Annotated in this window: 27 protein-coding genes; 12 read left to right on the plus strand and 15 right to left on the minus strand. The window is 70.9% G+C overall.

All coding sequences use genetic code 11. From position 1 onward, the window contains the following. Positions 1–74 precede the first annotated feature (74 nt). Positions 75–890: a TIGR03084 family metal-binding protein gene (locus V6S66_RS16755; RefSeq protein WP_334207937.1), complete on the minus strand. Its 816-nt coding sequence runs from the start codon at positions 888–890 to the stop codon at positions 75–77. Position 891: 1 nt separating this feature from the next. After that, positions 892–1,536, minus strand: a complete 645-nt coding sequence (locus V6S66_RS16760) for a TetR/AcrR family transcriptional regulator (protein WP_334207938.1) — start codon at positions 1,534–1,536, stop codon at positions 892–894. A 157-nt stretch (positions 1,537–1,693) separates the two neighbouring features. On the opposite strand from V6S66_RS16760, the gene V6S66_RS16765 reads away from it, so the two are divergent. Beyond that, positions 1,694–3,574 carry a DUF3352 domain-containing protein gene (locus V6S66_RS16765; protein WP_334207939.1) on the plus strand — a complete coding sequence of 627 codons (1,881 nt, stop codon included), beginning with the start codon at positions 1,694–1,696 and terminating at the stop codon, positions 3,572–3,574. A 229-nt stretch (positions 3,575–3,803) separates the two neighbouring features. Here the strand turns inward: V6S66_RS16765 and V6S66_RS16770 are convergent, their stop codons facing one another. Further along, positions 3,804–5,063, minus strand: coding sequence for an alpha/beta hydrolase (locus V6S66_RS16770; protein ID WP_334207940.1), 1,260 nt, complete (start codon positions 5,061–5,063; stop codon positions 3,804–3,806). Between the two features lie 147 nt (positions 5,064–5,210). On the opposite strand from V6S66_RS16770, the gene V6S66_RS16775 reads away from it, so the two are divergent. The 4 genes from V6S66_RS16775 (at position 5,211) to metX (ending at position 10,683) form a co-directional block, all read left to right on the plus strand. Continuing rightward, complete coding sequence (locus V6S66_RS16775; RefSeq protein WP_334207941.1) at positions 5,211–6,740, plus strand: flavin-containing monooxygenase; 1,530 nt, start codon at positions 5,211–5,213, stop codon at positions 6,738–6,740. A gap of 128 nt (positions 6,741–6,868) precedes the next feature. Continuing rightward, positions 6,869–8,188, plus strand: coding sequence for an ATP-dependent 6-phosphofructokinase (locus V6S66_RS16780; RefSeq protein ID WP_334207942.1), 1,320 nt, complete (start codon positions 6,869–6,871; stop codon positions 8,186–8,188). A 99-nt stretch (positions 8,189–8,287) separates the two neighbouring features. Next, entirely contained in the window at positions 8,288–9,577 is a 1,290-nt protein-coding gene (locus V6S66_RS16785) for a bifunctional o-acetylhomoserine/o-acetylserine sulfhydrylase (RefSeq protein ID WP_334207943.1), read from the plus strand. Next, positions 9,574–10,683, plus strand: coding sequence for a homoserine O-acetyltransferase MetX (gene metX / locus V6S66_RS16790; protein ID WP_334207944.1), 1,110 nt, complete (start codon positions 9,574–9,576; stop codon positions 10,681–10,683). The genes V6S66_RS16785 and metX overlap by 4 nt, the downstream gene beginning before the upstream one ends. Before the next feature lie 237 nt (positions 10,684–10,920). On the opposite strand, the gene V6S66_RS16795 is transcribed toward metX, so the two are convergent. Then, the gene (locus V6S66_RS16795; protein ID WP_334207945.1) at positions 10,921–11,607 is read right to left on the minus strand and encodes a TetR/AcrR family transcriptional regulator; all 687 of its coding nucleotides are present in this window, start codon (positions 11,605–11,607) and stop codon (positions 10,921–10,923) included. 120 nt (positions 11,608–11,727) lie between these two features. Here V6S66_RS16795 and V6S66_RS16800 point away from each other — a divergent pair, with 120 nt between their 5' ends. Together V6S66_RS16800 and V6S66_RS16805 are read left to right on the plus strand one after the other, a co-directional pair. After that, positions 11,728–12,630 (plus strand): NAD-dependent epimerase/dehydratase family protein, encoded by a 903-nt coding sequence (locus tag V6S66_RS16800; RefSeq protein ID WP_334207946.1) that lies wholly within the window; start codon positions 11,728–11,730, stop codon positions 12,628–12,630. Positions 12,631–12,758: 128 nt separating this feature from the next. Then, positions 12,759–13,217: a hypothetical protein gene (locus V6S66_RS16805; protein WP_334207947.1), complete on the plus strand. Its 459-nt coding sequence runs from the start codon at positions 12,759–12,761 to the stop codon at positions 13,215–13,217. A 336-nt stretch (positions 13,218–13,553) separates the two neighbouring features. On the opposite strand, the gene V6S66_RS16810 is transcribed toward V6S66_RS16805, so the two are convergent. Both V6S66_RS16810 and V6S66_RS16815 read right to left on the minus strand, forming a co-directional pair. After that, positions 13,554–14,312, minus strand: a complete 759-nt coding sequence (locus V6S66_RS16810; protein WP_334207948.1) for an SDR family oxidoreductase — start codon at positions 14,310–14,312, stop codon at positions 13,554–13,556. Between the two features lies 1 nt (position 14,313). Beyond that, positions 14,314–15,129, minus strand: a complete 816-nt coding sequence (locus V6S66_RS16815) for an SDR family NAD(P)-dependent oxidoreductase (protein WP_334207949.1) — start codon at positions 15,127–15,129, stop codon at positions 14,314–14,316. Positions 15,130–15,257: 128 nt separating this feature from the next. Between V6S66_RS16815 and V6S66_RS16820 the strand changes: the two genes are divergently transcribed. Further along, positions 15,258–15,824, plus strand: a complete 567-nt coding sequence (locus tag V6S66_RS16820) for a Uma2 family endonuclease (protein ID WP_334207950.1) — start codon at positions 15,258–15,260, stop codon at positions 15,822–15,824. Here the strand turns inward: V6S66_RS16820 and V6S66_RS16825 are convergent. The 4 genes from V6S66_RS16825 to V6S66_RS16840 all read right to left on the minus strand — a co-directional run bounded on the left by V6S66_RS16825 (position 15,811) and on the right by V6S66_RS16840 (position 18,742). Continuing rightward, positions 15,811–16,452, minus strand: coding sequence for a histidine phosphatase family protein (locus tag V6S66_RS16825; protein ID WP_334207951.1), 642 nt, complete (start codon positions 16,450–16,452; stop codon positions 15,811–15,813). The genes V6S66_RS16820 and V6S66_RS16825 overlap by 14 nt on opposite strands. 191 nt (positions 16,453–16,643) lie before the next feature. Further along, a complete protein-coding gene (locus tag V6S66_RS16830; protein WP_334207952.1) occupies positions 16,644–17,486 on the minus strand; it encodes an ABC transporter permease in 843 nt (280 codons plus the stop codon). Then, positions 17,483–18,472 (minus strand): ATP-binding cassette domain-containing protein, encoded by a 990-nt coding sequence (locus tag V6S66_RS16835; protein WP_334207953.1) that lies wholly within the window; start codon positions 18,470–18,472, stop codon positions 17,483–17,485. Before V6S66_RS16835 ends, V6S66_RS16830 begins: the two co-directional genes overlap by 4 nt. Positions 18,473–18,547: 75 nt before the next feature. Further along, positions 18,548–18,742: a hypothetical protein gene (locus V6S66_RS16840; protein WP_334207954.1), complete on the minus strand. Its 195-nt coding sequence runs from the start codon at positions 18,740–18,742 to the stop codon at positions 18,548–18,550. 187 nt (positions 18,743–18,929) lie between these two features. Between V6S66_RS16840 and V6S66_RS16845 the strand changes: the two genes are divergently transcribed. Beyond that, entirely contained in the window at positions 18,930–20,354 is a 1,425-nt protein-coding gene (locus tag V6S66_RS16845) for a hypothetical protein (RefSeq protein WP_334207955.1), read from the plus strand. A gap of 77 nt (positions 20,355–20,431) precedes the next feature. Here the strand turns inward: V6S66_RS16845 and V6S66_RS16850 are convergent, their stop codons facing one another. Together V6S66_RS16850 and V6S66_RS16855 are read right to left on the minus strand one after the other, a co-directional pair. Beyond that, positions 20,432–20,635 carry a hypothetical protein gene (locus tag V6S66_RS16850; protein ID WP_334207956.1) on the minus strand — a complete coding sequence of 68 codons (204 nt, stop codon included), beginning with the start codon at positions 20,633–20,635 and terminating at the stop codon, positions 20,432–20,434. 254 nt (positions 20,636–20,889) lie between these two features. Continuing rightward, positions 20,890–21,087 carry a hypothetical protein gene (locus V6S66_RS16855; protein WP_334207957.1) on the minus strand — a complete coding sequence of 66 codons (198 nt, stop codon included), beginning with the start codon at positions 21,085–21,087 and terminating at the stop codon, positions 20,890–20,892. Positions 21,088–21,499: 412 nt separating this feature from the next. On the opposite strand from V6S66_RS16855, the gene V6S66_RS16860 reads away from it, so the two are divergent. From V6S66_RS16860 to V6S66_RS16870, 3 genes are all read left to right on the plus strand, one after another. Beyond that, a complete protein-coding gene (locus tag V6S66_RS16860; protein ID WP_334207958.1) occupies positions 21,500–22,501 on the plus strand; it encodes an S-layer homology domain-containing protein in 1,002 nt (333 codons plus the stop codon). Between the two features lie 153 nt (positions 22,502–22,654). Further along, a complete protein-coding gene (locus V6S66_RS16865) occupies positions 22,655–22,822 on the plus strand; it encodes a hypothetical protein (RefSeq protein WP_334207959.1) in 168 nt (55 codons plus the stop codon). A gap of 82 nt (positions 22,823–22,904) precedes the next feature. Next, positions 22,905–23,075, plus strand: a complete 171-nt coding sequence (locus V6S66_RS16870) for a hypothetical protein (protein WP_334207960.1) — start codon at positions 22,905–22,907, stop codon at positions 23,073–23,075. A gap of 75 nt (positions 23,076–23,150) precedes the next feature. Here V6S66_RS16870 and V6S66_RS16875 read toward each other — a convergent pair whose 3' ends face one another. The 3 genes from V6S66_RS16875 to V6S66_RS16885 all read right to left on the minus strand — a co-directional run bounded on the left by V6S66_RS16875 (position 23,151) and on the right by V6S66_RS16885 (position 26,135). Continuing rightward, complete coding sequence (locus V6S66_RS16875) at positions 23,151–23,987, minus strand: DUF5926 family protein (RefSeq protein WP_334207961.1); 837 nt, start codon at positions 23,985–23,987, stop codon at positions 23,151–23,153. Between the two features lie 35 nt (positions 23,988–24,022). Then, positions 24,023–24,613 (minus strand): dihydrofolate reductase family protein, encoded by a 591-nt coding sequence (locus V6S66_RS16880; RefSeq protein ID WP_334207962.1) that lies wholly within the window; start codon positions 24,611–24,613, stop codon positions 24,023–24,025. Between the two features lie 79 nt (positions 24,614–24,692). Then, entirely contained in the window at positions 24,693–26,135 is a 1,443-nt protein-coding gene (locus V6S66_RS16885) for an MFS transporter (protein ID WP_334207963.1), read from the minus strand. Positions 26,136–26,213: the final 78 nt, after the last annotated feature.

The following is a 26,213-nucleotide window of genomic DNA, read 5'->3' on the forward strand; positions in this document are numbered from 1 at the left end:
CGGCGGCAGTGGCCCCGCTCGCCGGTCCGTGGCCGCTTGTCGTGCACCGCGGGCAGCCTGCAGGAGACGAGTGCTTACCTGTCCGCCAGCCGCACGGGGTCGTTGCCGGGCAGGCCGGCGAAGGTCTGGATGACGTCGAGCCAGCCGTCGGCGGCGTCGCCCTCGGCCCGGACGTCGACGTCGTCGCGGTGGCGGCGGCGGGTGGCCAGGAGCGCGAAGTCCCAGGCGTCGCCGGTGACGCGATCGGCAGCGTCCTCCGGACCCCACGTCCAGAGCCCGCCCGAGGGCGCCGTGAGCTCGACGCGCACCTCGGCGGCCGGGGCCTCGAGACCACGCATCAGGTAGGCGAAGCCGCGGGTGCGGACCCCGAGGTGGCAGACGTTGCGGACGCGATCGGTCCGCGGCACCTCCAGGCCCAGCGCCTCGGCGACGTCCTGACCGTGCGCCCACGTCTCCATGTGCCGCGCGGTCGCCATCGAGGTTGCGCTCATGGGCGGGCCGAACCACTCGATCTTGGTGCCCGACGGCACGGCCGCGAGCGCGTCGGACAGGCGGTGCCGGGAGTCGCGCCAGTGGTGCAGCAGCGAGTCGGGCGCGATCTCCACGAGCCGCTCGGTCTCGCTGTCGACGAAGCCCGTCGGGTCCTGCTGCGCGACGTGCTGCAGCAGCTTCCACTCCTCGCCAGCGGCGATCGCGGCGAGGCTGGCCCGGTCGGTCCAGAGCAGGTGCGCGACCTGGTGGGCCACGGTCCAGCCCTCGGGGGTCGTGACGGTCTCCCACCCGGCGTCGTCGAGACCGGCGACCCAGCCGTCGAGCTGCTCGCTCTCGGCGACGAGGTCGGCGACCACGGGGTTGGTCGGGGTGGGGTTCGTCGGGGTGGGGTCGGCCATCTCAGGTCTCCAGCTCACGGTCGAGGGTGTCGGCCCAGGCGTCGAGGATCGACGCCCGTCGGGCGCTGTCGTCGGTGAGCGACGCGGCCAGCCCGAGGCCGCGCGCCAGGTCGAGGGTCGCCTGCACGTGCTGGCGGTTGCGGCCCCGGCTCTCGTCGACGCCGAGCAGGGCCAGGGTGTAGGCGTGTGCGTCCCGTCCGAAGCGCCGCTCGAGGGGCACGACGGCGTCCCGCAGGACGGCATCGGTGCGGGCCGCGACCCAGAGCTCGAGCGCCGCGAAGAAGACCGGCGACACGTACTGGGCCGCGATCAGGTCGAGTGCCGCGCGGGTGCGTCCCTGCGCCGGCAGGTCGGCCGCCGACTGCGCCAGCTCGAGCCGCCGCCGTTCGGTCAGGTGCTCCACGGCCGCGACGACCAGGTCCTGCTTGGTCGGGAAGTGGTGCAGCTGCGCTCCGCGGCTCACGCCGGCGCGCTGGCTGACCACGGTCGTGGTGGTGCCGGGCCAGCCGAGCTCCACGAGGCACTCGACGGTCGCCTCCATGAGCCGCAGCCGCATGACCCGGGTGCGCTCCCCCTGCGGCACGCGAGCCGCCGGTTCGAGGTCGGGCGCGACGGCCGGGTCGTCGGTGTGGGGGGTCGCGGACACCCCCACAGCATGGAGAGACCCGCAGAAACAGTCAACCCTGCCGGTTTCTGGTGTCGATCCTGGCGCCCGATCGTGGCTATTCTTCGGGCAGTCGCAGCAGGGGGCTGCGTCCGGGGCGGCCTCGGCCGCCCGTCGCCGACACCGTGGGGATCCATCGATGAGCACCTTGCCTCCGCCGCCCGGCGCACCGGGACCCGAGACCAGCGCCGGCAGCGGCACCCTGCCGCCCCCGCCCGGCGGCAGTGACGGGGCCACTGCCTCGGGCGGTCCCCCACGACGCAGCCGGCGCGGCCTGAAGATCGGCATCGGCGTGCTCGCGCTGGCGCTCGTCGCCGGTGCCGCGATCGGTGTGGTCGCCTACACCAAGCTCAGCGGCGGTGGACCTCAGCCGGCCGACGTCCTGCCGGCGAGCACGGTGGCCTACGTGCGCCTCGACCTCGACCCGTCCGCGAGCCAGAAGATCGCGCTGCTGGACCTGATCAACCGTGTGCCCGAGGTCCGCCAGGAGCTCGGCCTCGAGGACGTCGACTCGCAGGCCGATCTCCGTGAGGTAGCGTTCACCGACTGGTTCGGCCTCGAGGACGCCTGCGGCGTCGACTACGAGGACGACGTGAAGCCGTGGATCGGCGAGCGGGTGGGCCTGGGCCTGATCGGCAGCTTCGAGATCACCGACGACGAGGACGAGACCGAGCGGAGCATCGCCGAGAACTCCGTCCTCGTCCTCCAGGTCACCGACGAGGACAAGGCCCGCGCGGGCATCACGAAGCTCGTCGAGGAGTGCGGCGTGCTCGAGGACGTCGCCGGCGAGCTCGGCGACGACCTCGACGAGCCGGGCATCGCGTTCCGCGACGGCTATGCGCTCGTGACCATCTCCCCCGACAGCGCCGAGGCGGTCGACGCGGCCGCCGGCGAGGGCACCCTCGGCGGCGACAACGAGAAGTTCAGCGACGACATGGACACGCTCGGCGAGGACGGTGTCGCGTCGGTCTGGTACGACCAGGGCGCCCTGTTCGAGAAGGCCCAGGAGGCCATCGAGGAGCTCGGCGACGACGCCCCCGCCGACATCGAGGCGTTCCTCGAGGCCTACGAGATCCTCGACACCGCGGCAGTCACGGTCCGCGCCACCGACGACTCGCTCGAGGCCGCCGGCGTCACGACGCTCACCCGCGACCTCGACACGCCCGACGAGGACGGCATCGCGGGCCTGCCCGAGGACACCCTGATCGGGGCGTCCCTGGTCGGCGGCAGCCAGTTCGCCGACAACATCTGGAGCTCGATCCTGCCCCTGGGCGAGCTGTTCTTCGCCTTCGAGGCGATCGATGAGTGCTTCCCCGGCGACGAGCCCGACGCCGTCGAGCCCGATGCCAGCCCGGTGCCGGAGCCCGAGCTCGAGCCGGTCGATCCCACGGTGCCGGCGCCGCCCGAGCCGGTCGATCCGGGCACCGCGATCCCCGAGGAGGAGGAGGACTTCCAGGAGTGCACTCCCCCGACGTTCGACGACGCCCTGGAGGACTTCGAGGACGAGACCGGACTCACCCTGCCGGAGGACCTCGGGACGCTGCTCGGTGACGAGCTGAACATCTACGTCGGGTCCGACGGCCTCGACGACCTGGACCGCGCGCGGGACCTGGACGACCTGCTCGACACGGTCAAGGCCGGGATCGAGATCACGTCCGACGGCGACGTGGTCGGCGTGCTGGAGTCGCTGGTCGACTACGTGGGGATCGACCTCGACATCACCGAGACCGACGACGGCGCCATCATCGCGACGAACGACGACGCGGCCGAGACGCTGGAGTCCGACGACGGCCTGTCCGGGTCCGAGGCCTTCGGCTCCGTGATCGGGGAGCACGACCGCCCGCTCGGCGGGCTGTTCGTCGACATCGGCGGAGTCGTCGAGGGGCTCAAGGCGGCCGGTGCGCCGTCGGACCTCACGGACGACGTGTCGTTCCTGCGGGCGTTCGGCCTCGCGGTCTGGCTCGAGGCCGACGACGCGGTCGGCTTCAGCGCCAAGCTCAGCTTCAACCCGGAGGACTGACGCCACCACGCAGAGCCGCGCCACCCGTTGGTGGCCACCCCGCTGGTCGAGTGCTCGGCGAGCCCTGGCGAGCCGGCGTATCGAGACCCGGTCAGGTGCAGGCACCCCTCAACCACCGGCCGGTCCCACCGAGATCCTCCACCTGACCGGGTCTCGATACGCTCCGGCCGCGGGCGGCCTACGCACTCGACCAGCGAAGTGGTGCAGCACTCGACCAGCAGGTGGGTGGCTAGCCCCGGCGCCAGAACTGCCACCAGCGGCGGGGGGCCGGCCCGGCCGCGGTCCGCGGACCGGGGCCGGGGACCGCGGCACCCACGACGTAGCCGTCGACGGCTGCGGCCTCCGGCGAGCCCTCCGACACGACCTCGCCCGTGAGGGGCTCGGCCGACACGTGGTCCTGGTCGGTGAGCGGCGCCTCGTCGGCGACCTCCTCGCCCACGGCGAGGCGGACGAAGCGTCCGGCGAGGCGGACCGCCTCGCGGCTCTCCTCGAGCACGTCGACCACCACCGGGAACGCGTGCACCTGGCCGCGCCACAGGTGGGTCTCGACCTCCACGCCGCGGGCCGAGAGCTGCACGGCGAGGGCCTCGACCTCGGGCCGGAGGATCTCGTCCTCGACCGCCACGAGGAACGTCGGCGAGTCGATCAGGTGGACCGCGTCGAGCGGGGAGTCGAAGCCCTCGATCGCGCCCTCCTCGGGCATCCACCGCCGGCGGACCGTACGGATCTTGCGCAGCGGCAGGTAGGCGTCGTTGACCCGGCTGACGCGCTCGATGCCCTCCTTGTCGACGCGATCGGGGTCGAGGCTGAGCAGCGGCGAGAAGCCGACGATGGCGGCCGGGCGCGGGAGCCCGCGACTGGTCGCCAGCTCGGCGACCTTCATCGCGAGGTACCCGCCGGCGGAGTCGCCGGCCACGACGAGCTTGCCGGGGTGGGTCGACTCGGTGGCCAGGGCCTCGTACGCCGTGATGGCGTCGCTGACGGAGTCGGCCACGGCGCCGTGCGGCAGCTGCACGTAGTCGACGGAGATCACGGTGCCGCCGGTCGTGAGCGCCAACCGCTCGCAGACGCGGCGGTGCGTCTCGATGCTGCCGGAGAAGAAGCCGCCGCCGTGGAAGTACAGGACCGTCACCTCGCTCGGGGGCCCGTAGCGGTGGTTCATCGCCTCCGCGGGGACCCCCCCGAGGCTGAGGACCGCGCGGTCGACGTGCTCCGACCGGGGTCGCTTCGCGGAGAGCGCGTCCAGGCGGTGCACGAGCGCCAGGGTGTGATCGGTGAAGGGGAGCAGCACCAGCATGGGCTTGGCGACCAGGCGCAGCCCCCGCGCCAGCACGCGGGCCCGCAGGGTGGGCGTCTCGTGCACGATGGCCTGCTCGTGCACGACCTGCAGGGGCCCGCGACCTCGACGCACCACGCGCAGAGCGCCGTCGCGGGGCGCGTCGGTGCGCTCCCACACGCTGGTCTGGCGATTCTTGAACTCGGCACTCATGACCTTCACGGTAGCCACCTGTCGCGTCGGAGCACGGATCCAGGGACGTATCTCACACGTCTGGACGACCATGTTTGCGCAGGTCAGGCGTGGGAACGGAGCCGTCACCCCTTGCGGGATACCGTCGGTATCTGGGACCGTGAAGCCATGAACGCTGTGACCGGCACCACGTCCGGGGTTTCGCGCGCGCCCGACGCCCACGTCCACGACGCCGTCATCGTGGGGGCCGGATTCGGAGGCATGGGGGCCGCGATCGCGCTGCGCCAGCGCGGGCGGCGCGACGTCGTGATCCTCGAGCGCGAGGACGACCTCGGCGGCACGTGGCACGTCAACCGGTACCCGGGCATCGCGGTCGACATCCCGTCGTCGACCTACTCGTACTCGTTCGCGCCGAATCCGTACTGGTCACGCCTGTACGCACCCGGCGCCGAGCTCAAGAAGTACGCCGACCACGTGGCGGCGCTGTACGAGCTGCGGCCGTCCATGCGCTTCGGCGTCTCGGTCGAGCGCGCGGCGTGGGACGAGGCCGGCGGGGCCTGGGTCGTCACGCAGAGCGACGGCGCCACGGTCCGCGGTCGTCTCCTGCTGACCGCCACCGGGTTCCTGTCGCAGCCCCGGTTGCCCGACATCCCCGGCGTCGAGACGTTCGCCGGGAAGGTCATCCACACCGCCGCCTGGGACGCCGACCACGACCTGACCGGCGAGGACGTCGCCGTCATCGGCACAGGCGCCACCGCGGTGCAGCTCGTGCCCGAGGTCGCCCGCGTGGCCCGCCACCTCACCGTCTACCAGCGCACCGCGATCTGGGTGACGCCGAAGCTCGACGGTCCGGTCCCCCGCGCGGTGCAGCGACTCTTCGCGGCCGTCCCCCTCACGCAGCGTGTCGCACGCGGCGTGGGCAGCGCGGTGCTCGAGGCGATCATGGTGACCGGGGTGCTCCGGTACGAGCGGTTCAGCTCGTTCAACCGCGCTGCCGCATCGGCCGCGACGCGCCACCTCCACCGCCAGGTGAGCGATCCGGAGCTGCGCCGCAAGCTCACCCCCGACTACTCGTTCGGCTGCAAGCGGCCCACCTTCTCCAACACGTACTTCCCGACGTTCACCCAGCCGCACGTCGACCTCGAGACGACGTCGATCGCGCACGTCGACGAGCGGGGCATCGTCACGACCGACGGCCGCCGGCGCGACATCGACACGCTCGTGCTGGCGACGGGATTCGACCTGTGGGACGCCAACTTCCCGGCGTTCACGATCGAGGGCACAGGCGGCAAGGACCTCGGCGCGTTCTGGCGCAGCGAGCGCTTCCAGGCGTACGAGGGCGTCAGCGTGCCGGGCTTCCCGAACTTCTTCAGCCTCAACTCGCCGTGGTCGTACTCGGGCCTGTCGTACTTCACGACGATCGAGTCGCAGATGAAGCACATCGACCGGCTGCTGACCGAGGTCGACCGCCGGGGCGCGAGCCGCTTCGAGGTCACCGAGGAGGCCAACGCGCGGTTCCTCGCTCAGGTACGCCGCCAGGTGGGCAGCTCGGTCTTCGCCCACGGCAGCTGCGGCACGTCGCGCAGCTACTACTTCAACCAGCACGGCGAGGCCACGCTCCTGCGCCCGACCTCGACCCTCAACGCCTTCCGCGAGGCCGGCCGCTTCCCCCTCTCCGACTACGACCTGGCCTCCTAGAGGGGCCCGCTCGCGAGAGACTTTGTTGGTGGTCAGGAGAGACTTCGTGCCAACAAACTCTCTCCTGTGTACACACAAACTCTCTCGCGAGCGGTACGTGAGCCGGGGGCGTCGATAGGGTCGGGAGCATGGTGACGCTGGCGGACCTGCAGGTGACGAGGCTCGGGGAGTGCACGGTCCCGTCGCCGCTCGCGTCGTACGTCGGCGGGCGGGCCACGAACCAGTACTACGTCGGCGAGGACGACCGCATCCTGTTCGACGACACCGTCGAGCTCGTGCGCGCCCGCGGGCTGCCGCTCGACGAGATGCCCTCGTTCGAGACCGGCGGACCGCGCGCCGACATCTACTTCGAGCCCAGCAAGACTCGTGTCGGCATCGTGACGTGCGGAGGGCTGTGCCCGGGCCTCAACGACGTCATCCGTGCCCTCGTGCTGGAGCTGCACGAGCACTACGGCGTGACCGACGTGACCGGCTTCCGCAACGGGTTCGCCGGGCTCGTGCCCGAGCACGGGCTCAGCCCGATCCATCTCACACCGGAGTTCGTGCAGACGATCCACGAGCGCGGCGGCACGGTGCTCGGCTCCTCGCGCGGCGCGCAGGACGTCGGGGTCATGGTCGACACCCTGCAACGTCGACGCATCGACATCCTCTTCGTGATCGGCGGCGACGGCTCGCTGCACGGCGCGCACCGCATCGCGGAGGAGGCGCTCGCCCGCGACGCGGGCATCGCGGTCGTGGGCGTGCCGAAGACGATCGACAACGACATCCCGCACATCGGCCAGAGCTTCGGCTTCCAGACCGCCTACTCGCGGGCCGCGCAGTCGATCAAGGCCGCGAAGATCGAGGCCGAGGCGGCCATCAACGGCATCGGGATCGTCAAGGTCATGGGTCGGCACGCGGGCTTCATCGCCTGCTACTCCGCGATCGCCAACCACGACGCCGACTTCGTGCTGATCCCCGAGGTGCCGTTCGACCTCGACGGCGACAACGGCCTGCTCGCGCACGTCCGGCGCACCGTCGAGGACCAGGGCCACGCGGTCCTCGTGGTCGCGGAGGGTGCCGGACAGGAGCACCTGCCCCACGCCGAGACGACCGACGCGTCCGGCAACAAGCGGCTCGCCGACATCGGCCGTCTCCTGCGCGAGCGCATCGGCGACGACTTCGAGGCCCGCGGCGAGGAGGCGCTGTTCCGCTACTTCGACCCGGGCTACTTCATCCGCTCGGTCCCGGCCGACCCGGCCGACTCCGTCTACTGCGCGCGGCTGGCCCAGACCGCGGTGCACGCGGGCATGGCCGGGCGCACGGACCTGGTCGTGGGCCGCCGCCGGCACCGGTTCGTGCACGTGCCGATCGCCTACGTCACGCACCGCACCCACGGGGTCTCCCCCGACGGCGACCTCTGGCTGAGCGTGCTCGAGTCGACCTCGCAGCCGCACGACATGACCTGAGCGGGACCTCTGCGGGCTTCCACACTGTGAGACGACTGTCCACCTTCGCCGTTGCGTGCGATTCTGGAAGCCGAGCCACCCGACCCTTCAGGAGTCCCCATGAGCGAGAACTGGTCATTCGAGACCAAGCAGATCCACGCCGGTCAGACGGCCGATCCCACCACGGGCGCCCGGGCGCTGCCGATCTACCAGACCACCTCGTACCAGTTCCGCGACACCCAGCACGCCGCTGACCTGTTCGCGCTGGCCGAGCCCGGCAACATCTACACGCGCATCATGAACCCCACCCAGGGTGTCGTCGAGGAGCGTCTCGCGGCCCTCGAGGGCGGCGTCGGCGCGCTGCTGTTCGCCTCGGGCCAGGCCGCCACGACCGGCGCACTGACCAACGTCGCCGAGGCGGGCGACCACATCGTGGCCTCGGCCAGCCTCTACGGCGGCACCGACAGCCTGCTGCGCCACTCGTTCCCCAAGCTCGGCATCACCGTGACCTTCGTCGAGGACAACAACGACCCCGACGCCTGGCGCGCAGCTGCCCAGGACAACACCAAGGCGTTCTTCGGCGAGACGATCGGCAACCCCAAGGGCGACATCCTCGACCTCGAGGCCATCTCGGCGGTCGCCAAGGAGATCGGCGTCCCGTTCATCGTCGACAACACCGTCGCCACGCCGTTCCTGCTGAACCCCTTCAAGCACGGTGTCGACACCGTCGTGCACTCGGCCACCAAGTACATCGGCGGACACGGCACCACGATCGCCGGCGTCGTGATCGATGCCGGCACATTCGACTACGCCGCCCACGGCGACAAGTTCCCCGGGTTCACGACGGCCGACCCGAGCTACCACGGCCTCGTGTTCGCCGACGCCCTCGGACCGGCCGCGTACATCGCCAAGCTGCGCGTGCAGTACCTGCGCAACATCGGCCCGGCGCTCTCGCCGTTCAACGCGTTCCTCATCGCCCAGGGCCTCGAGACGCTGAGCCTGCGCATGGAGCGCCACATCGAGAACACCCGCAAGGTCGCCGAGTGGCTCCAGGGCCGCGAGGACGTCTCGAAGGTCACGTGGGCCTCGCTCGACGGCAACGCCTACAAGGAGCTGGCCGACAAGTACACGCCGAAGGGCTCGGGTGCCGTGCTCACCTTCGAGCTCCCCGGCGGCGTCGAGGCCGGCAAGGCGTTCATCGACTCGCTCGAGCTGTTCAGCCACGTCGCGAACATCGGCGACGTCCGCTCGCTGGCCATCCACCCGGCCAGCACGACCCACTCGCAGGGCTCGCCCGAGGAGCACGCCGCCACCGGTGTGACCCCCGGCCTGGTGCGCCTGGCCGTGGGCCTCGAGGGCATCGACGACATCCTGGCCGACCTCGACGCGGGACTGCGCGCGGCCAAGTGACATCAGGAACAACCCCGGATCTCCCTCTCGTCACCGGTGCGTGGCGGGAGGGAGATCCTGTCGGTGCCCGGCAGTTCCTCGACGTCGGGACGATCGACCTCGAGTCGGGCGCGCAGCTGCCGGACGTGCGGGTGGCCTACGAGACCTGGGGCACCTTCCGGGGCGACAACGCGGTGCTGGTCGAGCACGCCCTGACCGGCGACGCGCACGTGACCGGGCCGGTCGGCCCGGGTCAGCACTCCCCCGGCTGGTGGGACGACCTCGTCGGCCCCGGCAGGCCGATCGACACCGACCGCTGGTTCGTCGTGGCCACCAACATCCTCGGCGGGTGCCAGGGCACCACGGGTCCGGCGAGCATCGCGCCCGACGGGCAGCCGTGGGGCAGCCGCTTCCCGGCGCTCACGGTCCGCGACCAGGTGACGGCCGAGATCGCGGTGGCCGACGCCCTGGGCATCGACCGTTGGCAGGCCGTGATCGGCGGGTCGGCCGGAGGCATGCGGGCGCTCGAGTGGGCCATCACGGTGCCGGATCGCGTCGTGCGGCTGTTCCTGCTCGCCACCTCGCCCTGGGCCTCGGCCGAGCAGATCGCGTACTCCTCGACGCAGCAGGCGGCCATTGTCGCCGACCCGAACTTCCTCGGTGGCGACTACTACGGCGCCGCGCGCGGCCCGGTCGCCGGACTCGCGCTCGCGCGCCGCATCGCCCACATCGCCTACCGCAGCGAGCCCGAGCTCGCCGAGCGCTTCGGGCGTGAGGTCCAGGACGACGGCCGGTTCGCCGTCACGTCGTACCTCGAGCACCACGGCACCAAGCTCGTGAAGCGATTCGACGCCAACGCCTACCTCGTGCTGACGCGCGCGATGGACACCCACGACGTCGGCCGCGGTCGCGGTGGCGTCGACCAGGCCCTCGCCCGCATCACGGCCCGCACGATCGTGGCCGGCATCGACTCCGACCGCCTCTACCCGTTGAGCCAGCAGCAGGTGCTGGCCGAGTCGATCGCCCTCAGCGGCCGGCTCGAGGTCGTCACCTCCCTGCACGGGCACGACGGCTTCCTCGTCGAGTTCGACCAGGTCGGCGCTCTGGCCCAGAAGCTGTTGGGCTGACCTCCGCGCGAAGCGCGGCGGTCAGGGTCTCCACCGGCGAAGCCGGTCCGCCCGGTCGTCGAGTGCGTCCTGAGGAACGAAGGACGTGTACCGAGACGTGTTCAGGTGACGGATCTCGGTCCGACCGGCCGGTGGCCGAGGCGTGCCGTCAGGTGCGGAGGTCTCGATACGCCCGCTCGCAGAGCTCGCGAGGCACTCGACCACCGGGTGGTGCGGTTCCGGTTGGTGGAGTTTCCCCTAGAACCCCACGCCGTCGATCAGCGCCTCCACATGGAGGTCGAAGAACGCCGCAGGGTCCGAGAGGGTGTCGGGTCCGTACTGGTCGAAGACCTCGAACGACACCGCTCCGACCAGGGCCGACCACAGTCCCAGCCCCCGCGCGACCGACAGGCTGGGCGCGGTGAGCCCGAACTCCTCGCGGATCTGGTCCATGTCGCGCTTGACGGCTCGCGGCACCGAACCGGAGGGGGCGGTGAGATCGCCGGCGACCCAGGCCTCCTCCAGGAGCGAGATCAGCACTGCCGGCACGCGCGTACCGGGCTCGACCGTGCGGTCGGCGGGGGCCGCGTACCCGGGCACCGGTGTGCCGAACAGCAGGGCGAAGCGCGACGGCTCCCGCAGGGACCACGCACGGAAGGCCTGGCAGGCGATCATCGCCCGCGTTCGGGGCGCCCGCCGCGCGGCGGCCCCCACGGCGTCCTCCACGGCAGCGCCGACCTCGTCGTAGGCATCGACGATGAGCAGCGTCAGCAGCTCGTCGCGATCCTTGACGTAGCGGTAGACGGCGGACGACACGATGCCGAGCTCGCGGGCCACGGCGCGTAGCGAGAGCTCCGCCGGGGTCACGGTCGCGAGCTGCTCACGGCCGAGTCGGACGATGTCGTCCATCGTCTGTCGACGGGCGCGCTGACGGGGGGTCTCCACCCGGTCACGGTAGACCGGCGAGAGCCTGCGTGCCAAATGTGAGCACTGCTCTTGCTTTCGACGGCCGACTCGTGCACACTCGAAACGAGAGCACTGCTCACATCAACCTTAGGAGCCACCATGAAGCACCTCGTCATCGGCGCCGGCCAGATCGGTCCGCACGTCGCCCGCCAGCTCGCCGAGTCCGGCCAGGCCGTCACCGTCGCCACGCGATCGGGTCGCGGCCCCGCCGGGCTCACGAACATCTCGCTCGACGCGTCCGACGGAACCGCGCTGCGTGCCGCGCTCGAGGACGTCGACGTCCTTCACCTCTGCCTGCACGCCTCGGCCTACCGGGACGACGTGTGGCGTCGCGAGCTCCCCTCCCTCGAGCGCACGGTGCTCGACGCAGCCGCCGCGACCGGCACCACGGTCGTCTTCCCCGAGAGCCTGTACGCCTTCGACGCCAGCGCGCCGATCGGTACGTCGAGCCGCATCGCGCCCCGCAGCCCACTGGGCGAGGTGCGTCGCACGCTGCTCGACCAGCGCGCGGCCTCTGCCGCGACGACCGTCAGCGTCGTCGCCGGCGACTACGTCGGCCCGGGCGCGAACCAGTCGCACGCCGGGCCCCGCATGTGGGAGCCCGCGATCGCCGGGAAGACCGTCCGCCCCGTCGGCCTGGTCGACGTGGTGCATCCCTGGACCTACCTGCCCGACCTCGCGGCCACGATGGTCGCGGCGGCGGCCCGTCCGACGGCGCCGGTGGTGATCGCCCCGGCCGTGCACGCGTCGCAGCGTGAGCTCGTGGAGGCGTTCGCCGCCGCCGGCGGTGTCGACGTCCCGCGCATCAGTCCCGTGCCGATGTGGGTCATGCGCGCCATCGGCGCTGCGCACCGCGAGACCCGCACGATCGCCCAGACCGGCTACCTCTTCACCCAGCCGGTCCGCATGGACTTCACCTCGACCCGAGACGAGCTCGGCATCGACGCCACCCCGCTCGACGTCGTCGCCAAGGCCACGATCTCCCAACCCTCCGCCGGTTGAGGTGCGAGCGCGCTCTGGCGCGCGAGCCTCGAAACCTCGCTCAGGAGACCGCATCAGGACGCACGTTGCCGGAGGGGGACACCGCTCCTAGGCTGACTCCGCCGGAGATCCGACCCAGGGGGAGCACCATGCGCGCACCGCAGAACGACACCATCGCCATCGCGTCGTCACCGGAGGCCGTGTTCGACGCGGCTCTCGGCGTTGCCCAGAACACCAAGAACGTGCGGGTCCTCGCCGTGCACACCGGTGGGCGCAAGCTGGTGCTGCGCGAGGCACCGAAGATGTCGAACCCGAAGTTCCTCAACGTCTGGGTCGAGGGCGAGGGTGCGCAGGCGCAGCTGAACATCACCGTCGGCACCGACCCCAGGACCCCGAAGGCGCTCCTGGACGGCCGGGCCAACGGCAAGACGCTGAAGGGCTTCGTCGAGAAGGTGCAGGCAGCCCTCGACGGCAGCGCCCCCGCCCCGTCCACGCCGGTGGCCGACCACTACCTGCAGAAGAAGACCGAGGTGCCCTGGGTGGATCCGGCGCAGGACCCGCAGATCGAGCTCGACGGCAACTTCGTCGCCGTGATGCTCGCCCGCTGACCCCCGCGGGGCTCCGCCCCCCGCTGTTGAGGTGCGAGCGCACTCTGCGGGGAGGAGCAACCACGCTGGGCCGCTCGGTCCGCTGGTCGAGTGCTCGGCGAGCCCTGGCGAGCCGGTGTATCGAGACCCGGTCGGCTGACCATCGCCTCGACCACCGGCAGGTACCACCGAGATCCTCAACCTGACCGGGTCTCGATACTGGTCCTCGTTCCTCGGACCAACTCGACCAGCGAAGGGGTGGTGACCCCCACTCCACCGCTCAGCAGAACCTGACCGGGTCTCGATACGGGATCGGGCGCGGCCGCCCTCACCCACTCGACCAGCGGGTGGCCCCGCTCAGACCAGGCGGCGGGCGACGCCGCGGGGGGCGTGCTTGAGTACCTGGCCCAGCGGCACCCAGGGCCAGCCGGGGACCGAGGCGTCGTCGACCTCCTTGTCGATGGCCTTGACCATCGAGCGCACGCCGGTGGCCGTGTCGACCATGAGCTTCTGCTCCTGCTCGACCTGCTCGTTCATCTCCGAGGCGATGTAGCCCGGGTAGATCGTGGAGACGGCGATGTCGAGGCCCTTGCGGCCGGCGAGGTCCATGCGGATGCCCTCGGCGAAGTGGGCGACCGCGGCCTTGGTGGCGGCGTAGGTCGTCATCGAGCCGGGCATGCCGCGCATGGCCGAGACGCTGGAGATCAGCACGAGGTGGCCGGCCTTGCGCTCGTAGAAGTGCTGCATGGCCGCCTCCGCCTGGGCGAGCGCGGCGATGAAGTTGGTCTCGGCAGTCTCCTTGTTGGCCTGGAACTTGCCGGTGCCGATGCGACCGCCCTTGCCCAGACCGGCGTTGACGATGACCCGGTCGAGGCCACCGAGCTCGCCGATGGCCTCCGCGAAGACCGCGAACACCTGGTCGTGGTCGGTCACGTCGAGCGCGTGCACCGACACCTTCACGTCCGGGTGCGCGGCGACGATCTCGTCACGCAGCTGCTCGAGACGGTCGGTGCGGCGCGCCGTGATCGCGAGGTGGTGACCCTTCGCGGCGAACTGGCGCGCCATCTCGGCGCCGAGGCCGGAGCTGGCTCCGGTGATCAGGATGTTGCGACGCACGTCAGGCCTTCCCTCGCGACTTCGCGGCCAGGCGTGCGGCCGCCTTGAACATCATGCGGTCGTACACCGGACGCGCGACGCGCTTCGCGTGGTAGGCCATGATCGCGTCGCGGTCGGGCAGGATCAGGTAGGCCCCGCGGCGCACCTGCTTGAGGACCTCGCGGGCGATGCCGTCGGCCGTGCGGTCGGATCCGTTGATGAGCTTGGAGGCGGCCCGGAGCGCCGCCTCGTCCTTGCCGCGCATCGAGGTGCCGAGGTTGGTCTTGAAGAACGTCGGGCAGACGACGCTGACCTTGACGTCGAAGGGGTTGAGCTCGTGGCGCAGGGTCTCGCTCAGCGCCACGACGGCGGCCTTGACCGAGTTGTACTCGCTCATCGACGGCGCGTGCACGAGGCCGGCGGCCGAGGCGATGTTGACGATGTGGCCGGAACCCTGCTCCTTGAGCAGCGGCACGAACCGGCGGCATCCGCGCACCGTGCCGAGCAGGTTGATGTCGACGATCCACTGCCACTGGTCCATCTCGGTGAACTCGATGCGCCCGCCAGCGGCGACGCCGGCGTTGTTGACCAGGACGTCGAGGCCGTCGAAGTTCTCCACGACCCACTCGTGGGCGCGGTCCCAGTGGGCGTCCTGCGTGACGTCGAGCGTCAGGTAGGTCAGGTCGCCGAGATCGGCCAGCTCGGCCGGGGCATCGGCGTGGACGTCGGTCGCGAGGACGCGGCAGCCGGCCTCCGCGAGCTGCTGGGCGAGGGCGAGGCCGAGGCCGGAGGAGGCGCCGGTGACGAGCACGCGGGTGCCCGAGGTCAGGTTCGTCATGTTTCAGATACTAGCGGTATCTGAAACTGAATGCGATGTCCACAGGTCGACGGCGGGGTCCTGGCGCCTGTCGGACGATCCGACTTCACTGATGGTCCTGGACAAGGAGGCGACCTACGATGATTGCCATGACCACCGAGGTGCGAACAGGTCTCCCGCGAGGACGGGCCCTGACGCGCGACGACCTCGACGCCATGCCCGATGACGGACACCGCTACGAGCTCGTCGACGGAGTGCTCATCGTGAGCCCTGCACCCCGTCGCGTCCACCAGCGAGCCTCGTTGAGGCTCACCGTTCTTCTCGACGCCGCGGTCCCGCCCGACCTGGAGCCGTTGGCTGCGCCGTTCGACGTCGCCCTGTCAGACGACACGGTGATGCAGCCCGATCTCGTCGTTGGCCGCAACGCGGACTTCACCGAGCGGGACCTGCCAGTAGCGCCCGTGCTCGCCGTCGAGGTTCTGTCGCCGTCCACGCGTGGCATCGACCTGCTGCTCAAGAAGGACCGCCTCGAGCGCGCCGGATGCGCGCACTACTGGGTCGTCGACCCCGAGGAGCCGTCGATCACCGCCTGGGCACTGACCGAGGGCGCCTACCGGCAGGTCGCCCGGGCGGTGGGCGACGAGGCCTTCGAGGTCGCCGAGCCGTTCGACGTGCGCGTGGTCCCTGCCGAGCTGGTGACCCTCAGCGGAAGCTGACGCCGTCCTTCGGGATGTGCGTGTGCTCGTTGAACGTCAGCAGACGCGTGCCGGCGCGGCCGACCATGACCGTCGTGACCGACGCGTTCACGACGACCCGGTTGAGCGTGATGAACAGCGAGGGTCCGCCCGTGAGCAGGTGCGACGCCACGAGGGCGATCGGCCCTCCCGACGTGAAGGCCGCGACCGTCTGACCACTACCCGCGTTCTCGATCGCCGTGTCGAGCGCGCCGAGCACGCGACCGCTGAACTGCTCGAACGACTCCCCCGCGGCTGAGCCGGTGCCGCCGACCCAGGCCTCGAGCGAGGCGTCGAGCTGACGCTGGAACTCCTTGGCGTCCGAGGGCCGGTCGGCGGCCGAGGAGGCGCCGGTGAGCGCGCGGTGGTCGTACTCGTTCCAGCCGGCGTCGACGTCGTAGAGGTCGCCGTCGATCGCGTCGATCACGTTGACCGCGGTCTGGGCGTGCCGCTTCATCGACCCCGCCACCGACCACGTCGGTTCGAAGCCCGACGACTCCCACGACTGCCCCAACCAGGACGACTGCTGGTACCCGAGCTCGGAGAGCTGGTCGTAGTCGTCGGACTCCCACGAGGCCTGCCCGTGCCGGATCAGATGTATGGCTCCCACGTGATGGAGGTTAACGGCACCACCCTGCTGGTCGAGTGCTCGGCGAGCCCTGGCGAGCCGGCGTACCGAGACCCCCGCACCCAAGGGCACCCGTCAGCCACCGCCTCGTCCCACCGCATGCCTGAACCTGACCGGGTCTCGATACTGGTCCTCGTTCCTCGGACCAGCTCGACCAGCAGGCGACCTGACGGCTAGCTCTTCCGGCTGTAGGCGCGCATCGTGAGGGGGCCGAAGATCGCGACGAGCACGCCGGAGATGATCAGCACCTGCAGGATCGAGCCACCGTGCGCCTCGCCGACCATCAGGCTGCGGACCGCGTCGACGAGGATCGAGACGGGGTTGCGCTCGACCACCGGCTGCAGCCAGCTGGGCATCGTGTCGATCGACACGAACACGTTCGACAGGAACGTGAGCGGGAACAGCACCATCATCGAGACGCCCATGACCGACTCCGGGCTGCGCAGCTTCATGCCGAGCAGGGTCCAGATCCAGCTGACGCTGAAGCAGAACACCAGCAGGAGCACGACCGCGGCCACGACGCCCATGACGCCACCCGACGGACGGTAGCCGATCGCCATCGTGACGACGAGGATCACGACCGAGGCCATCGTGTAGCGGAGCGTGTCGCCGAGCAGGGCGCCCACCATGAGCGAGGGACGCCAGACGGGCAGTGACCGGATGCGGTCGAAGACGCCCTTCTTGATGTCGTTGTTGATCGTCATGGCCGTGTACATCGTGATCATGACGACGGTCTGCACGAGGATGCCCGGCGCCAGGTACTCGAGGTACTGCCCCGTGGAGCCCGCGATCGCGCCGCCGAAGATGTAGGTGAACATCAGCGTGAACAGGATCGGGAACATCGTGACGTCGAAGAGCTGCTCGGGGACGTGCTTGATCTTGAGCAGCGCGCGGTGGGTGAAGATCAGCGACGAGCCGAGCGGCCCGACCGGGTCGGGTCGGTCGGCGCTGCCCACGGCCTCGCGGACCTTGGCGTCCATCGTGGCGGCTGCCGCCGGGGTGGGGGTGGTGGTCATGCCGGCACCTCGCCTCTCTCGTGCGGTGGAGTGTCGGACTCGACGTCGGTGACGTGCTCACCGGTGAGGGCGAGGAACACCTCGTCGAGACTGGGCTGACCGAGTGAGAACTCGCGGACGTCGACGCCGTGCTCACGCAGACGCACGAGCGCGCCGGGCACCTCACCGGGCGAGGTGACGTTGAGGCTGAGCGCGTACGGGTCCTTCGGGATGACCGGCTCGCCGCCCAGGGCCTCCGCGAGGAGCGAGGCCGCGCGGTCGCGGTCGGCAGGGTCGGCGACGCGCACGTGCAGCGCGCCGGTGCCGACGGAGGCCTTGAGCTCGCCGGTGGTGCCCTCGGCGATGACCTTGCCGCGGTCGATGACCGCGATGCGGTCGGCGAGCTGGTCGGCCTCGTCGAGGTACTGCGTCGTGAGCAGGACCGTGGTGCCGGCGCCGACCAGGGCGCGGACGATGTCCCAGACCTGGTTGCGGCTGCGGGGGTCGAGCCCGGTGGTGGGCTCGTCGAGGAACATCAGGTCGGGTCGGACGACGATGCTGCCGGCGATGTCGATGCGGCGCCGCATGCCGCCGGAGTAGCTCTTGACCTGCTTGGTGCCGGCCTCGGTGAGGTCGAACGCGTCGAGCAGCTGATCGGCCCGGTCGCGTGCCGCGGTGCCGCGGAAGCCGTAGAGCTTGGCGAGCATCGTGAGGTTCTCCAGACCGGTGAGGTCCTCGTCGAGCGAGGCGAACTGGCCGGTCATGGCCACGCGAGCGCGTACCTGGTGGGACTCGGTGACGACGTCGTGGCCCAGCACACGGGCGGACCCGCCGTCGGGCTTGAGCAGGGTGGCGAGCATGCGGATCACGGTGGTCTTGCCGGCGCCGTTGGGGCCGAGCACGCCGTAGACCCCGCCCGAGGCGACCTGCAGGTCGACGCCGTCGACCGCCCGGTGCTCGCCGAAGACCTTCACGAGACCGGTCGTCTCGATCGCGAAATCACTCATGCGGACGACGATGGCACAGCGGCAGGACAGAAATCACCGGCCAAAAGGCTGATTCCTCAGGCGTGACCGACGCGCTCAGGCGCCGCGGGACTCGAACTCGAGGACGGTCGCGAGGTGCTCGATCTCCTCGTGCCGCGGCCGCAGCCACTCGGCGAGCGCGGCGCTGACCTCGTCGGCCACGCTGGTGCCGTGCGCGGTCGCCGCGACGGTGAGCTGGGCGGCCAGCTCCAGGTCGATGTCCACCCTGAGGTGGAGGTGCTCTGCGGTCACGGCGCGATCTCCCGTCACGATGCCCAGGCCCCTGGGCCCACGTCGGGCCCTTCTGGTCCCTGCAACGTAGCCCATCTTCGACTGATTTCCCAGTAAAAACGCTGCCATGTCGGATTCTGGGCGTCACTCGGAGTTCGACTTCCGAGTAACCTCACGCGCTCCCTAGCGTGGCGGCGAAGGAGTCGACATGAGCGAAGCAGGGCTGCGTTTCCCCACCGAGAGCACGACCTCCACGGCGCGTGACGTGCTGGCCGACGCCCTGCGCAAGGCCGACCCCGTCGGTGCGCGCGCGGTCGAGCAGGAGACGAACTGGCGTCGTCACTACCTGACGCACTACGTCCGCGCGGTCGAGGCCGGCGTCGGTGACGCGGCCGCGGCGCGGCGAATCGCCCATGACGGCATCCGATCGGCGCAGGACCAGATGCTCTTCGGCGACGTCCCGCTCCGGCAGGCCATCGACTCCGCCCCGCTGGCCCAGATGCTCAAGACCCACACCGTCACCGGCACCGCCGAGGCGGAGACCGAGCTGTCGGTCCCGTACCGGGGCGAGCGGCTGCGCGGTGAGGCGCTCGACGCCCAGCTGGTCGACTGGCGCGACCGCGGCATCGTCACGAGCTCGTTCGTCGAGGCGATCCGCACCGTCATGGCCAACCCCGAGTGGCTGCGCCTCGAGGGCGACACCGTGGTGGTGCTCGGCGCCGGCGCCGAGATGGGTCCGCTGCGTGCGCTGCAGCGCTGGGGCGCGGAGACCGTCGCGATCGACCTCCCGCGCACCGACGTTCAGGACCGGCTGGTCGAGCAGGCCCGCGAGGGTGCTGGGCGCACGCACCTGCCGGCCCGCATCGTCACGAAGGCGTCGGCCGACACCGGCGCCGACCTGCTGGTGGACCTGCCGGCCATCGCGGAGTGGCTCGACCACCTGCCGGGACGACTCGTCCTCGGCAACTACTGCTACGCCGACGGGGCCAAGCACGTCCTGGTCTCGATGGCCGCCGACGCCCTCGCGGCTCACCTGCTGAAGGAGCGCCCGGACACGGGCCTGTCGTTCCTGGCCACGCCGACCGACGTGTACGTGGTCGACGGCGAGGACATCGTCAACGCCGAGGCGAAGTACCGACGTCGCTCGATCACGTCGGCCGCCCGCACCCCGCTGCGGGTCGTGAGTGGTGGACGCCTGCTGCAGCGCCAGTACCCGCCGGGCGCCCAGATCGGCACGTGCGACGCGCTCGTGCCGCAGCAGGGACCCAACTACGCCCTCGCGAAGCGGCTGCAGCGCTGGCGGGCGACCGACGCGATCGCGTCGGGGGCGCGTGTCTCGCTCAACGTTGCCCCGGCCACGCGCACACGGTCGGTCGTCAAGAACAAGGCGCTCGCCGCGGCGTACGCCGGAGCCCACCGCTTCGGCGTGGAGGTCTTCGACCCGGCCACCTCGAACGTGCTGATGGCCGCCCTGCTCGTGCACGACCTGCGCGCCGAGCAGGCGCCGTCGGACGAGCCCTGGCAGGACGAGCACCGCGGCGCCGCGCACGGCGGGCTCTGGACGGCCGCCTACCACCCGCGCAGCGCGCTCGGCCTGGCCGCCGTCATCGGCATCGGCGCCCTGCGCAACTGAGGCCTCTCGCCCTCCGCTGGTTGAGGTGCGAGTGCCGCCCGCGGCGCGAGCCTCGAAACCCTGGTCAGGCGATGGGCTCAGGTCCAGGACGACAGCATCAGCGCGACGTAGAGGGCGAAGAACGCGACCGACACGACGCCGTAGGCGACCCCGATCACGATGACCCACCGCGGGATCGGTCCGCCCGGCTTCACCGACAGCATCGGCTCGGGTCCGCTCGGGTAGTACATGGGTGCCGGCGGGGGCGGCGGCGTGACGGTCGACTCCTCGGGCGTGGTCATGGGCTCAGGATGCCAGCGCCGCGGACCACCGCGCACTCATCCGCTGGTCGAGGTGCGTGCGCGCCGCCACCCACCCGCTGGTTGAGGTGTGACTGCGCTCTGGCGCACGAGCCTCGAAACCACGGGTCAGGCACAGGGCTCCGCCCGCACCGCGTGGATCCACGGGCCGAGCCGAAGGCGAGGCAGGCGCCCGGGCACAGCCCGGCACCGGTGAGGCACGAACCGGTGGAGCCGCGACGAAGGAGCCGCGCGCCTCACTTCACCCGAGCGAGCGCCGCCACCCCGATGGCCCACAGCCCGAGCGCGACGAGGTCGCTGACGTGGATCCCGTGCTGGTCCTCGACCAGGGTGACGACGATCGGACCACTGATCCGCGAGTGACCCACCACCGCGAGGGCGAGCAGGGCGGTGAGCACGAGGAACAGCACGCCTCGCACTACCCATGTCCGCATGGACGCCAACCCTAGGTGCCCGTTCCAGCACCCGGGCCGTGATCGGCGCAACGTCATGCAGGTCACGCCCGATCGGGACCTTTGACCCCTTTCGGGCCAACCCGCCGCAGACCTAGCGTCACCTCATGCGACGGACGATGCGGCGGTGGCGCTGCCGGCTCAAGTACGGGCACGCCTGCCCGCACCGCGAAGTGCACTCCTGAGGTTGCCCACGGATCGGGCGACGGGGACACGACGGCGCCGGTCAGACCGCCGACCACCGGGCCATTCGGGCCCCCGGAATAGGGCTCAGAGGGACTAGGAGTTTTGCCTCGCAGCGGTGATGAGAGGCGGACAATGAGGCTCGGGTGCGCCACGGCGACCTGCCCGCGCTCCCCACCGGCGCGGGACCTCAACACAGCGAGGAGCTGTCATGTCCGTCCGTTCCACCCACCGCCGGTTGGCCGCCGGGCTGATCGCGGGCCTGGCGCTCACGCTCGCCCCCGCCGTCGCGATGACCTCGGCCTCCGCCGCACCCGTCGGCGATGCCCCCGCTCCGCCGGTCGACCTGCGCGTCGACACCTCGATGCCCGCAGTGCGGGGCGAGGTCAACGTCATCTGGAACCCGTCAGCCGACGCCGACATCTCCGAGTACGCCGTCAACATCTACTACGACGACGGCTCGTCCGACCTGTTCAACTACCAGGGCGCGTCCGACCGCACCTACACGGTGACCGGCCTCGATGACGGCCAGCCCTTCGACATCGAGGTCCGGAGCCTGCGGACGGAGCAGTTCTCCGATCCGGCGCAGCTGCGCGTGACGAGCCTGGACGCAGGCCCGGTCTACCAGTTCAACGACCTCGCCAGCACCGTCTTCCAGTACGAGATCGCGTGGCTGTCCAGTGCCGGCATCACGACCGGCTACATCAACCCTGACTGGTCGCGATCCTTCGCCCCGTCCGCTCCCGTGCTGCGCGAGCAGATGGCGGCCTTCCTCTACCGCTATGCCGGCTCGCCGCCCGTCGACCTGCCGCCGAGCTCGCCGTTCACCGACGTCTCGCCCAGCGCGACCTTCTACAAGGAGATCGTCTGGCTGGCGCAGCAGGAGATCACGACCGGCTACGCCGGCCCCAACGGGACCGCGACGTTCCGCCCGTCGGCGCCGGTCCTGCGCGAGCAGATGGCCGCCTTCCTCTTCCGCGCCAGTGGCACTGACTTCAGCCCTGAGGCCCAGTCCTTCTCCGACGTGCCCCCCACCGCCACGTTCTACTTCGAGATCGAGTGGCTCGCCGCCGCCGGAATCTCGACGGGCTACCTCGAGGCCAACGGCGACACGACCTTCCGCCCGTCGCAGGCCGTCCTGCGTGAGCAGATGGCGGCTTTCATCTACCGCCTCGAGACCGGACCGTTCGGCAAGAGCATCGGAAGCGCCTGATCGTCGATCCCGACCGCTGCCCACCGCGCCCCCGACACCTCGGTGTCGGGGGCGCGGTGCGTCCGGCGGAGCTCCATGCCGCGCCCTCCACGGTGACCCCGTGGCGTGCGACGCTGACGTCCCGCCACCCCCAGCCGCCGAGAGGGAGTCGCCATGAGCTTCGCGTCCGCCCGCCGTCGCCTCGTCGCGGCCTTCGTCGCCGGGTTGGCCATCGCACTGGCGCCTGCCGTCGAGACCTCGGCCGCGCCCTCGTCCACCTCACTCGACTCATATATCGACATGTCGACACTTCCCGCGTCCGGCTCGGCCGGCCACCACTGAGCGCGGCTCCCTGGCCGCGGATCCGAGGAGGGTCGTCGCCAGTTGACCGGCGGACATGCCCGCCGTGCTCTATCTTCCGATCATGCTCTGGTGGTCGGTGGTGGTCATGCTCGTGGGAGTGGCGGCGACGGTGTGGGCCTTCACGACCGATCGGGACCACGGGGGGCTGCAGCTCGGGGCCCTGTTCGGCGGATCGACGCTCGGCCTCGGCGGGTTCATCGCGACGCTGATCGGCGCCGTGCGCGTGATCTGAGCGGCGGCGCGTCACCTGAACACGAAAACGCCCCCGACACCTCGCGGTGTCAGGGGCGCTGTCGCGTGAGTCAGGTCAGCGGATCGTGAGCTGCCGGTTCGCCAAGCCGTTGCGGGCGTCGCGCTGCTCGCCGGTGAGGTCGCTGTCGTCGGCGAGGGCGGCATCGAGCCGCTTCTGGAACGCCACGGCCGGCTCCTCGAGCGAGGCCGCGTCGCCGTCGGTCTCCCACACCGGCACGAGCAGGCCGTGCGCGCGGAACATGCCGATGAGGCGGACGTCGTCGCCGAGGTGGTCCTCGCCGGCGGCGTGCAGGCGGGCGAGCGCGTCGAGCAGCTGGCCCTCGTCGTGGGGCTGGGCCCAGCGCAGGTAGCGGCGCTCGCCCATCTCGGTCCAGTAGGCGCCGTCGACGCTCGAGAGCTTGACGGTCGGCGACGCGGTGGCGTTGGCCTGCTCGAGCAGGGCGTGGGCGTCGGCGCTGGCGTCGACGTCGTCGAGCCAGAAGTCGAAGCCCTCGTGCACCTCGACCTCGAACGGGGCGGCGGTGTTGACGAGGTCCTGCAGGCGCGGGCCCACACCGGGGTCGCGCACCGGGACGGGCTGGCCCGGCTCGAGCTCGAGCGCGGTCTCGATGATGCCGGCGAGGTCGCGGCTGATGTCGCCGTGGTTGTGCGGCACCTGCAGGCCGATCCAGATCTCACCGTCGGGGCGCACGAGGCCGGCGCCGTTGCCGGGCAGCAGCGAGCAGACGCGGATCGTGCGGTCGCTGCCGGCCAGCTTCATGACCGCGGTGGCCGACGGCACGAACTCGCGCATCGCGACGAGGTCGAGCTCGCCCGGCAACCCCTCGAAGGTCCGAGCGACGTACGGCATCCGTGCTTTCTTCTCACCCTTGCGGCGCGACTTCTTTCCCATGCCGCGAGCCTAGGGGGAACGACCCCGCTACGCGGTCACCGGGACCCGCGCCTGACCGGATAACGCAGGTGCAGGACGCGTTCGCCCTGGACGACGATGTCAGCGTCCTCCAGCAGGTGCTGCCCATCGACCGACCCGAAGAAGCGTTTGCCGGAGCCGAGCACGACGGGCACGACGTCCATCCGCACCTCGTCGACCAGGCCCGCGGCCAGCACCTGGCCGCCGACGTCACCGGCGGCGACCTCGACGATCCGGTCGCCGGCCAGCTCCCGCGCCTTCGTGACGGCTGACTCGATGCCGTCGACGAAGTGGAACGGGGCCTCGGGATCCCAGCCGTCGGGCGCGGGCCGATGGGTCACGACGACCACGTGGTCGATGCCGCTCGGCGGCTCGCCGTCCCAGCCGTCGGTCTGGTCGAAGACGTGGCGTCCGGCGATGGTCACGCCGATCTGCTCCCAGTAGGCCCGGGTGTGGTCGTGCGACGCCTTTGAGACCTTCAGGAAGCCGCTCTCGTCGAGAGGGACGTCACCACTCGTGAGCCACTCGAACAGGGGTCCGGGATCGTCGTCGTCACCGGCGATGAATCCGTCGACTGACACGGACCCGTACAGCACGACCTTGCCCATGGAGCGCTCCTTCGATCAGGGGTGCCCCACGCTACGGCCGCGAGTCGCCACCACGCCACGGTTCGCGAAAGCGAGCCGGTCAGGCGGTCACCGGAACCCGCGCCTCCTCGGCGGAGGCGGCCTCGGGCGTCCCGGCCCCGGTGCGACGACGCACCGTCGGGATCAGCAGACCCGCCAGAGCGGCGACCAGCATCATGGCGCCGAGCATGCCGAAGCCGGTGAGGTAGCCGGTCTCGGTGGGCAGACCGGTGGAGGCGGTGTGGCTCGTCACGATCGTCGACATCACGGCGGTGCCGATGCAGCCGCCGATCGTGCGGATGTTGGCGTTCATGCCGCTGGCCGAACCGCTCTGGTGGGCGGGCACGGCGGCGAGGATCAGCGGAGCCAGGCTCGAGAACACGAAACCGATGCCGAAGCCGGCCACGCCGTTGACGAGCAGGATCTGCCAGACCTCATCGTGCAGGAAGACCAGGCCGATCATGCCGGCCCCGCCGAGCACGCCACCCATCACGACGACGAACTTGGCGCCGAAGCGACGGGCGAGCGGCGCGGCGATGATGCCGCAGATGAAGGAGGCGATCGCGCTCGGCAGGATCAGGTAGCCCGACTCGGCCGTGGAGGCACCGAAGCCGTAGCCGGTGGACTCGGGGGTCTGCAGGAACTGCGGCAGGAAGCCGAACGTCGCGTACATCGCGAAGCCCACGAGCAGGGCGACGAGGTTGGCGGTCCAGACGCCCTTCAGGCGCATCATGCGCATGTCGATGAGCGGCACGGTCTCGTGGTGCTCGACCCAGACCCACGCCATCGCGAGCACGAGGGCCAGGGCGGTGAGGCCGATGACCTGGGGCGAGGTCCAGCCCCAGCGCGGGGCCTGGCTCAGGCCGAGCAGCAGCGCGACGAGCCAGCCGGCCATCAGCAGGGCGGGCAGGGCGGGCACACGGCCCGGGGTGCGCACGGGCGACTCCGGCACGAAGATCCAGGCCGCGAGTGCGGCGATCGCGGTGATGCCGAAGGGGATCCAGAACAGGCCGCGGAACCCGATGACGTCGGTGATCGGTCCGGCCACGACGATGCCGGTACCGAACCCGACGGCCATGAGCGAGGAGACGAACCCCGCGGCTCCCGAGACCTTCGTCGCGGGGAACTCGTCACGGATGATGCCGAACGCGATGGGCAGCACGCCGCCGCCGATGCCGGTGAGCACCCGGCCCGCGATCAGGACGCCGATCGTCGGCGCGAGGGCCGCGACGAGCGAGCCGAGCGAGAGGAACACCATCGAGACCACGAGCATGCGGTGCTTGCCGTAGGCGTCACCGAGCCGGCCGATGATCGGCGTGAAGACCGAGGCCGACAACAGGTAGGCCGTGAGTACCCAGGTGACGGTGGACTGGGTGGTCTCGAACTCGGTCTCGATGGTGGGGAGCACGGGCACGGTCATCGACTGCATCAGCGCGAAGGACCCCACGGCGACGGCGAGGATGAAGAAGGTCAGCTGATACGGCGTGCGGCGTGCGGTCTCCACGGTGCGTCGGTGCCTGTCTCGAGAATGCGGGTGTCCTAGAACAACAAGTCTCGTCGATCAACTATTATTCCTCCCCAT

The sequence above is a fragment of the Aeromicrobium sp. Sec7.5 genome, assembly GCF_036867135.1.
In the GTDB taxonomy this organism is placed as follows: Bacteria; Actinomycetota; Actinomycetes; order Propionibacteriales; family Nocardioidaceae; genus Aeromicrobium.

Bases quoted from the DNA above. Each gene is read 5' to 3' on its own strand.
- V6S66_RS16755 (WP_334207937.1), bottom strand. From the start codon at position 890: ATGGCCGACCCCACCCCGACGAACCCCACCCCGACCAACCCCGTGGTC.
- V6S66_RS16765 (WP_334207939.1), top strand. From the start codon at position 1,694: ATGAGCACCTTGCCTCCGCCGCCCGGCGCACCGGGACCCGAGACCAGC.
- V6S66_RS16770 (WP_334207940.1), bottom strand. From the start codon at position 5,063: ATGAGTGCCGAGTTCAAGAATCGCCAGACCAGCGTGTGGGAGCGCACC.
- V6S66_RS16775 (WP_334207941.1), top strand. From the start codon at position 5,211: ATGAACGCTGTGACCGGCACCACGTCCGGGGTTTCGCGCGCGCCCGAC.
- V6S66_RS16780 (WP_334207942.1), top strand. From the start codon at position 6,869: ATGGTGACGCTGGCGGACCTGCAGGTGACGAGGCTCGGGGAGTGCACG.
- V6S66_RS16785 (WP_334207943.1), top strand. From the start codon at position 8,288: ATGAGCGAGAACTGGTCATTCGAGACCAAGCAGATCCACGCCGGTCAG.
- V6S66_RS16800 (WP_334207946.1), top strand. From the start codon at position 11,728: ATGAAGCACCTCGTCATCGGCGCCGGCCAGATCGGTCCGCACGTCGCC.
- V6S66_RS16805 (WP_334207947.1), top strand. From the start codon at position 12,759: ATGCGCGCACCGCAGAACGACACCATCGCCATCGCGTCGTCACCGGAG.
- V6S66_RS16815 (WP_334207949.1), bottom strand. From the start codon at position 15,129: ATGACGAACCTGACCTCGGGCACCCGCGTGCTCGTCACCGGCGCCTCC.
- V6S66_RS16820 (WP_334207950.1), top strand. From the start codon at position 15,258: ATGACCACCGAGGTGCGAACAGGTCTCCCGCGAGGACGGGCCCTGACG.
- V6S66_RS16830 (WP_334207952.1), bottom strand. From the start codon at position 17,486: ATGACCACCACCCCCACCCCGGCGGCAGCCGCCACGATGGACGCCAAG.
- V6S66_RS16835 (WP_334207953.1), bottom strand. From the start codon at position 18,472: ATGAGTGATTTCGCGATCGAGACGACCGGTCTCGTGAAGGTCTTCGGC.
- V6S66_RS16845 (WP_334207955.1), top strand. From the start codon at position 18,930: ATGAGCGAAGCAGGGCTGCGTTTCCCCACCGAGAGCACGACCTCCACG.
- V6S66_RS16850 (WP_334207956.1), bottom strand. From the start codon at position 20,635: ATGACCACGCCCGAGGAGTCGACCGTCACGCCGCCGCCCCCGCCGGCA.
- V6S66_RS16855 (WP_334207957.1), bottom strand. From the start codon at position 21,087: ATGCGGACATGGGTAGTGCGAGGCGTGCTGTTCCTCGTGCTCACCGCC.
- V6S66_RS16860 (WP_334207958.1), top strand. From the start codon at position 21,500: ATGTCCGTCCGTTCCACCCACCGCCGGTTGGCCGCCGGGCTGATCGCG.
- V6S66_RS16865 (WP_334207959.1), top strand. From the start codon at position 22,655: ATGAGCTTCGCGTCCGCCCGCCGTCGCCTCGTCGCGGCCTTCGTCGCC.
- V6S66_RS16870 (WP_334207960.1), top strand. From the start codon at position 22,905: ATGCTCTGGTGGTCGGTGGTGGTCATGCTCGTGGGAGTGGCGGCGACG.
- V6S66_RS16875 (WP_334207961.1), bottom strand. From the start codon at position 23,987: ATGGGAAAGAAGTCGCGCCGCAAGGGTGAGAAGAAAGCACGGATGCCG.
- V6S66_RS16880 (WP_334207962.1), bottom strand. From the start codon at position 24,613: ATGGGCAAGGTCGTGCTGTACGGGTCCGTGTCAGTCGACGGATTCATC.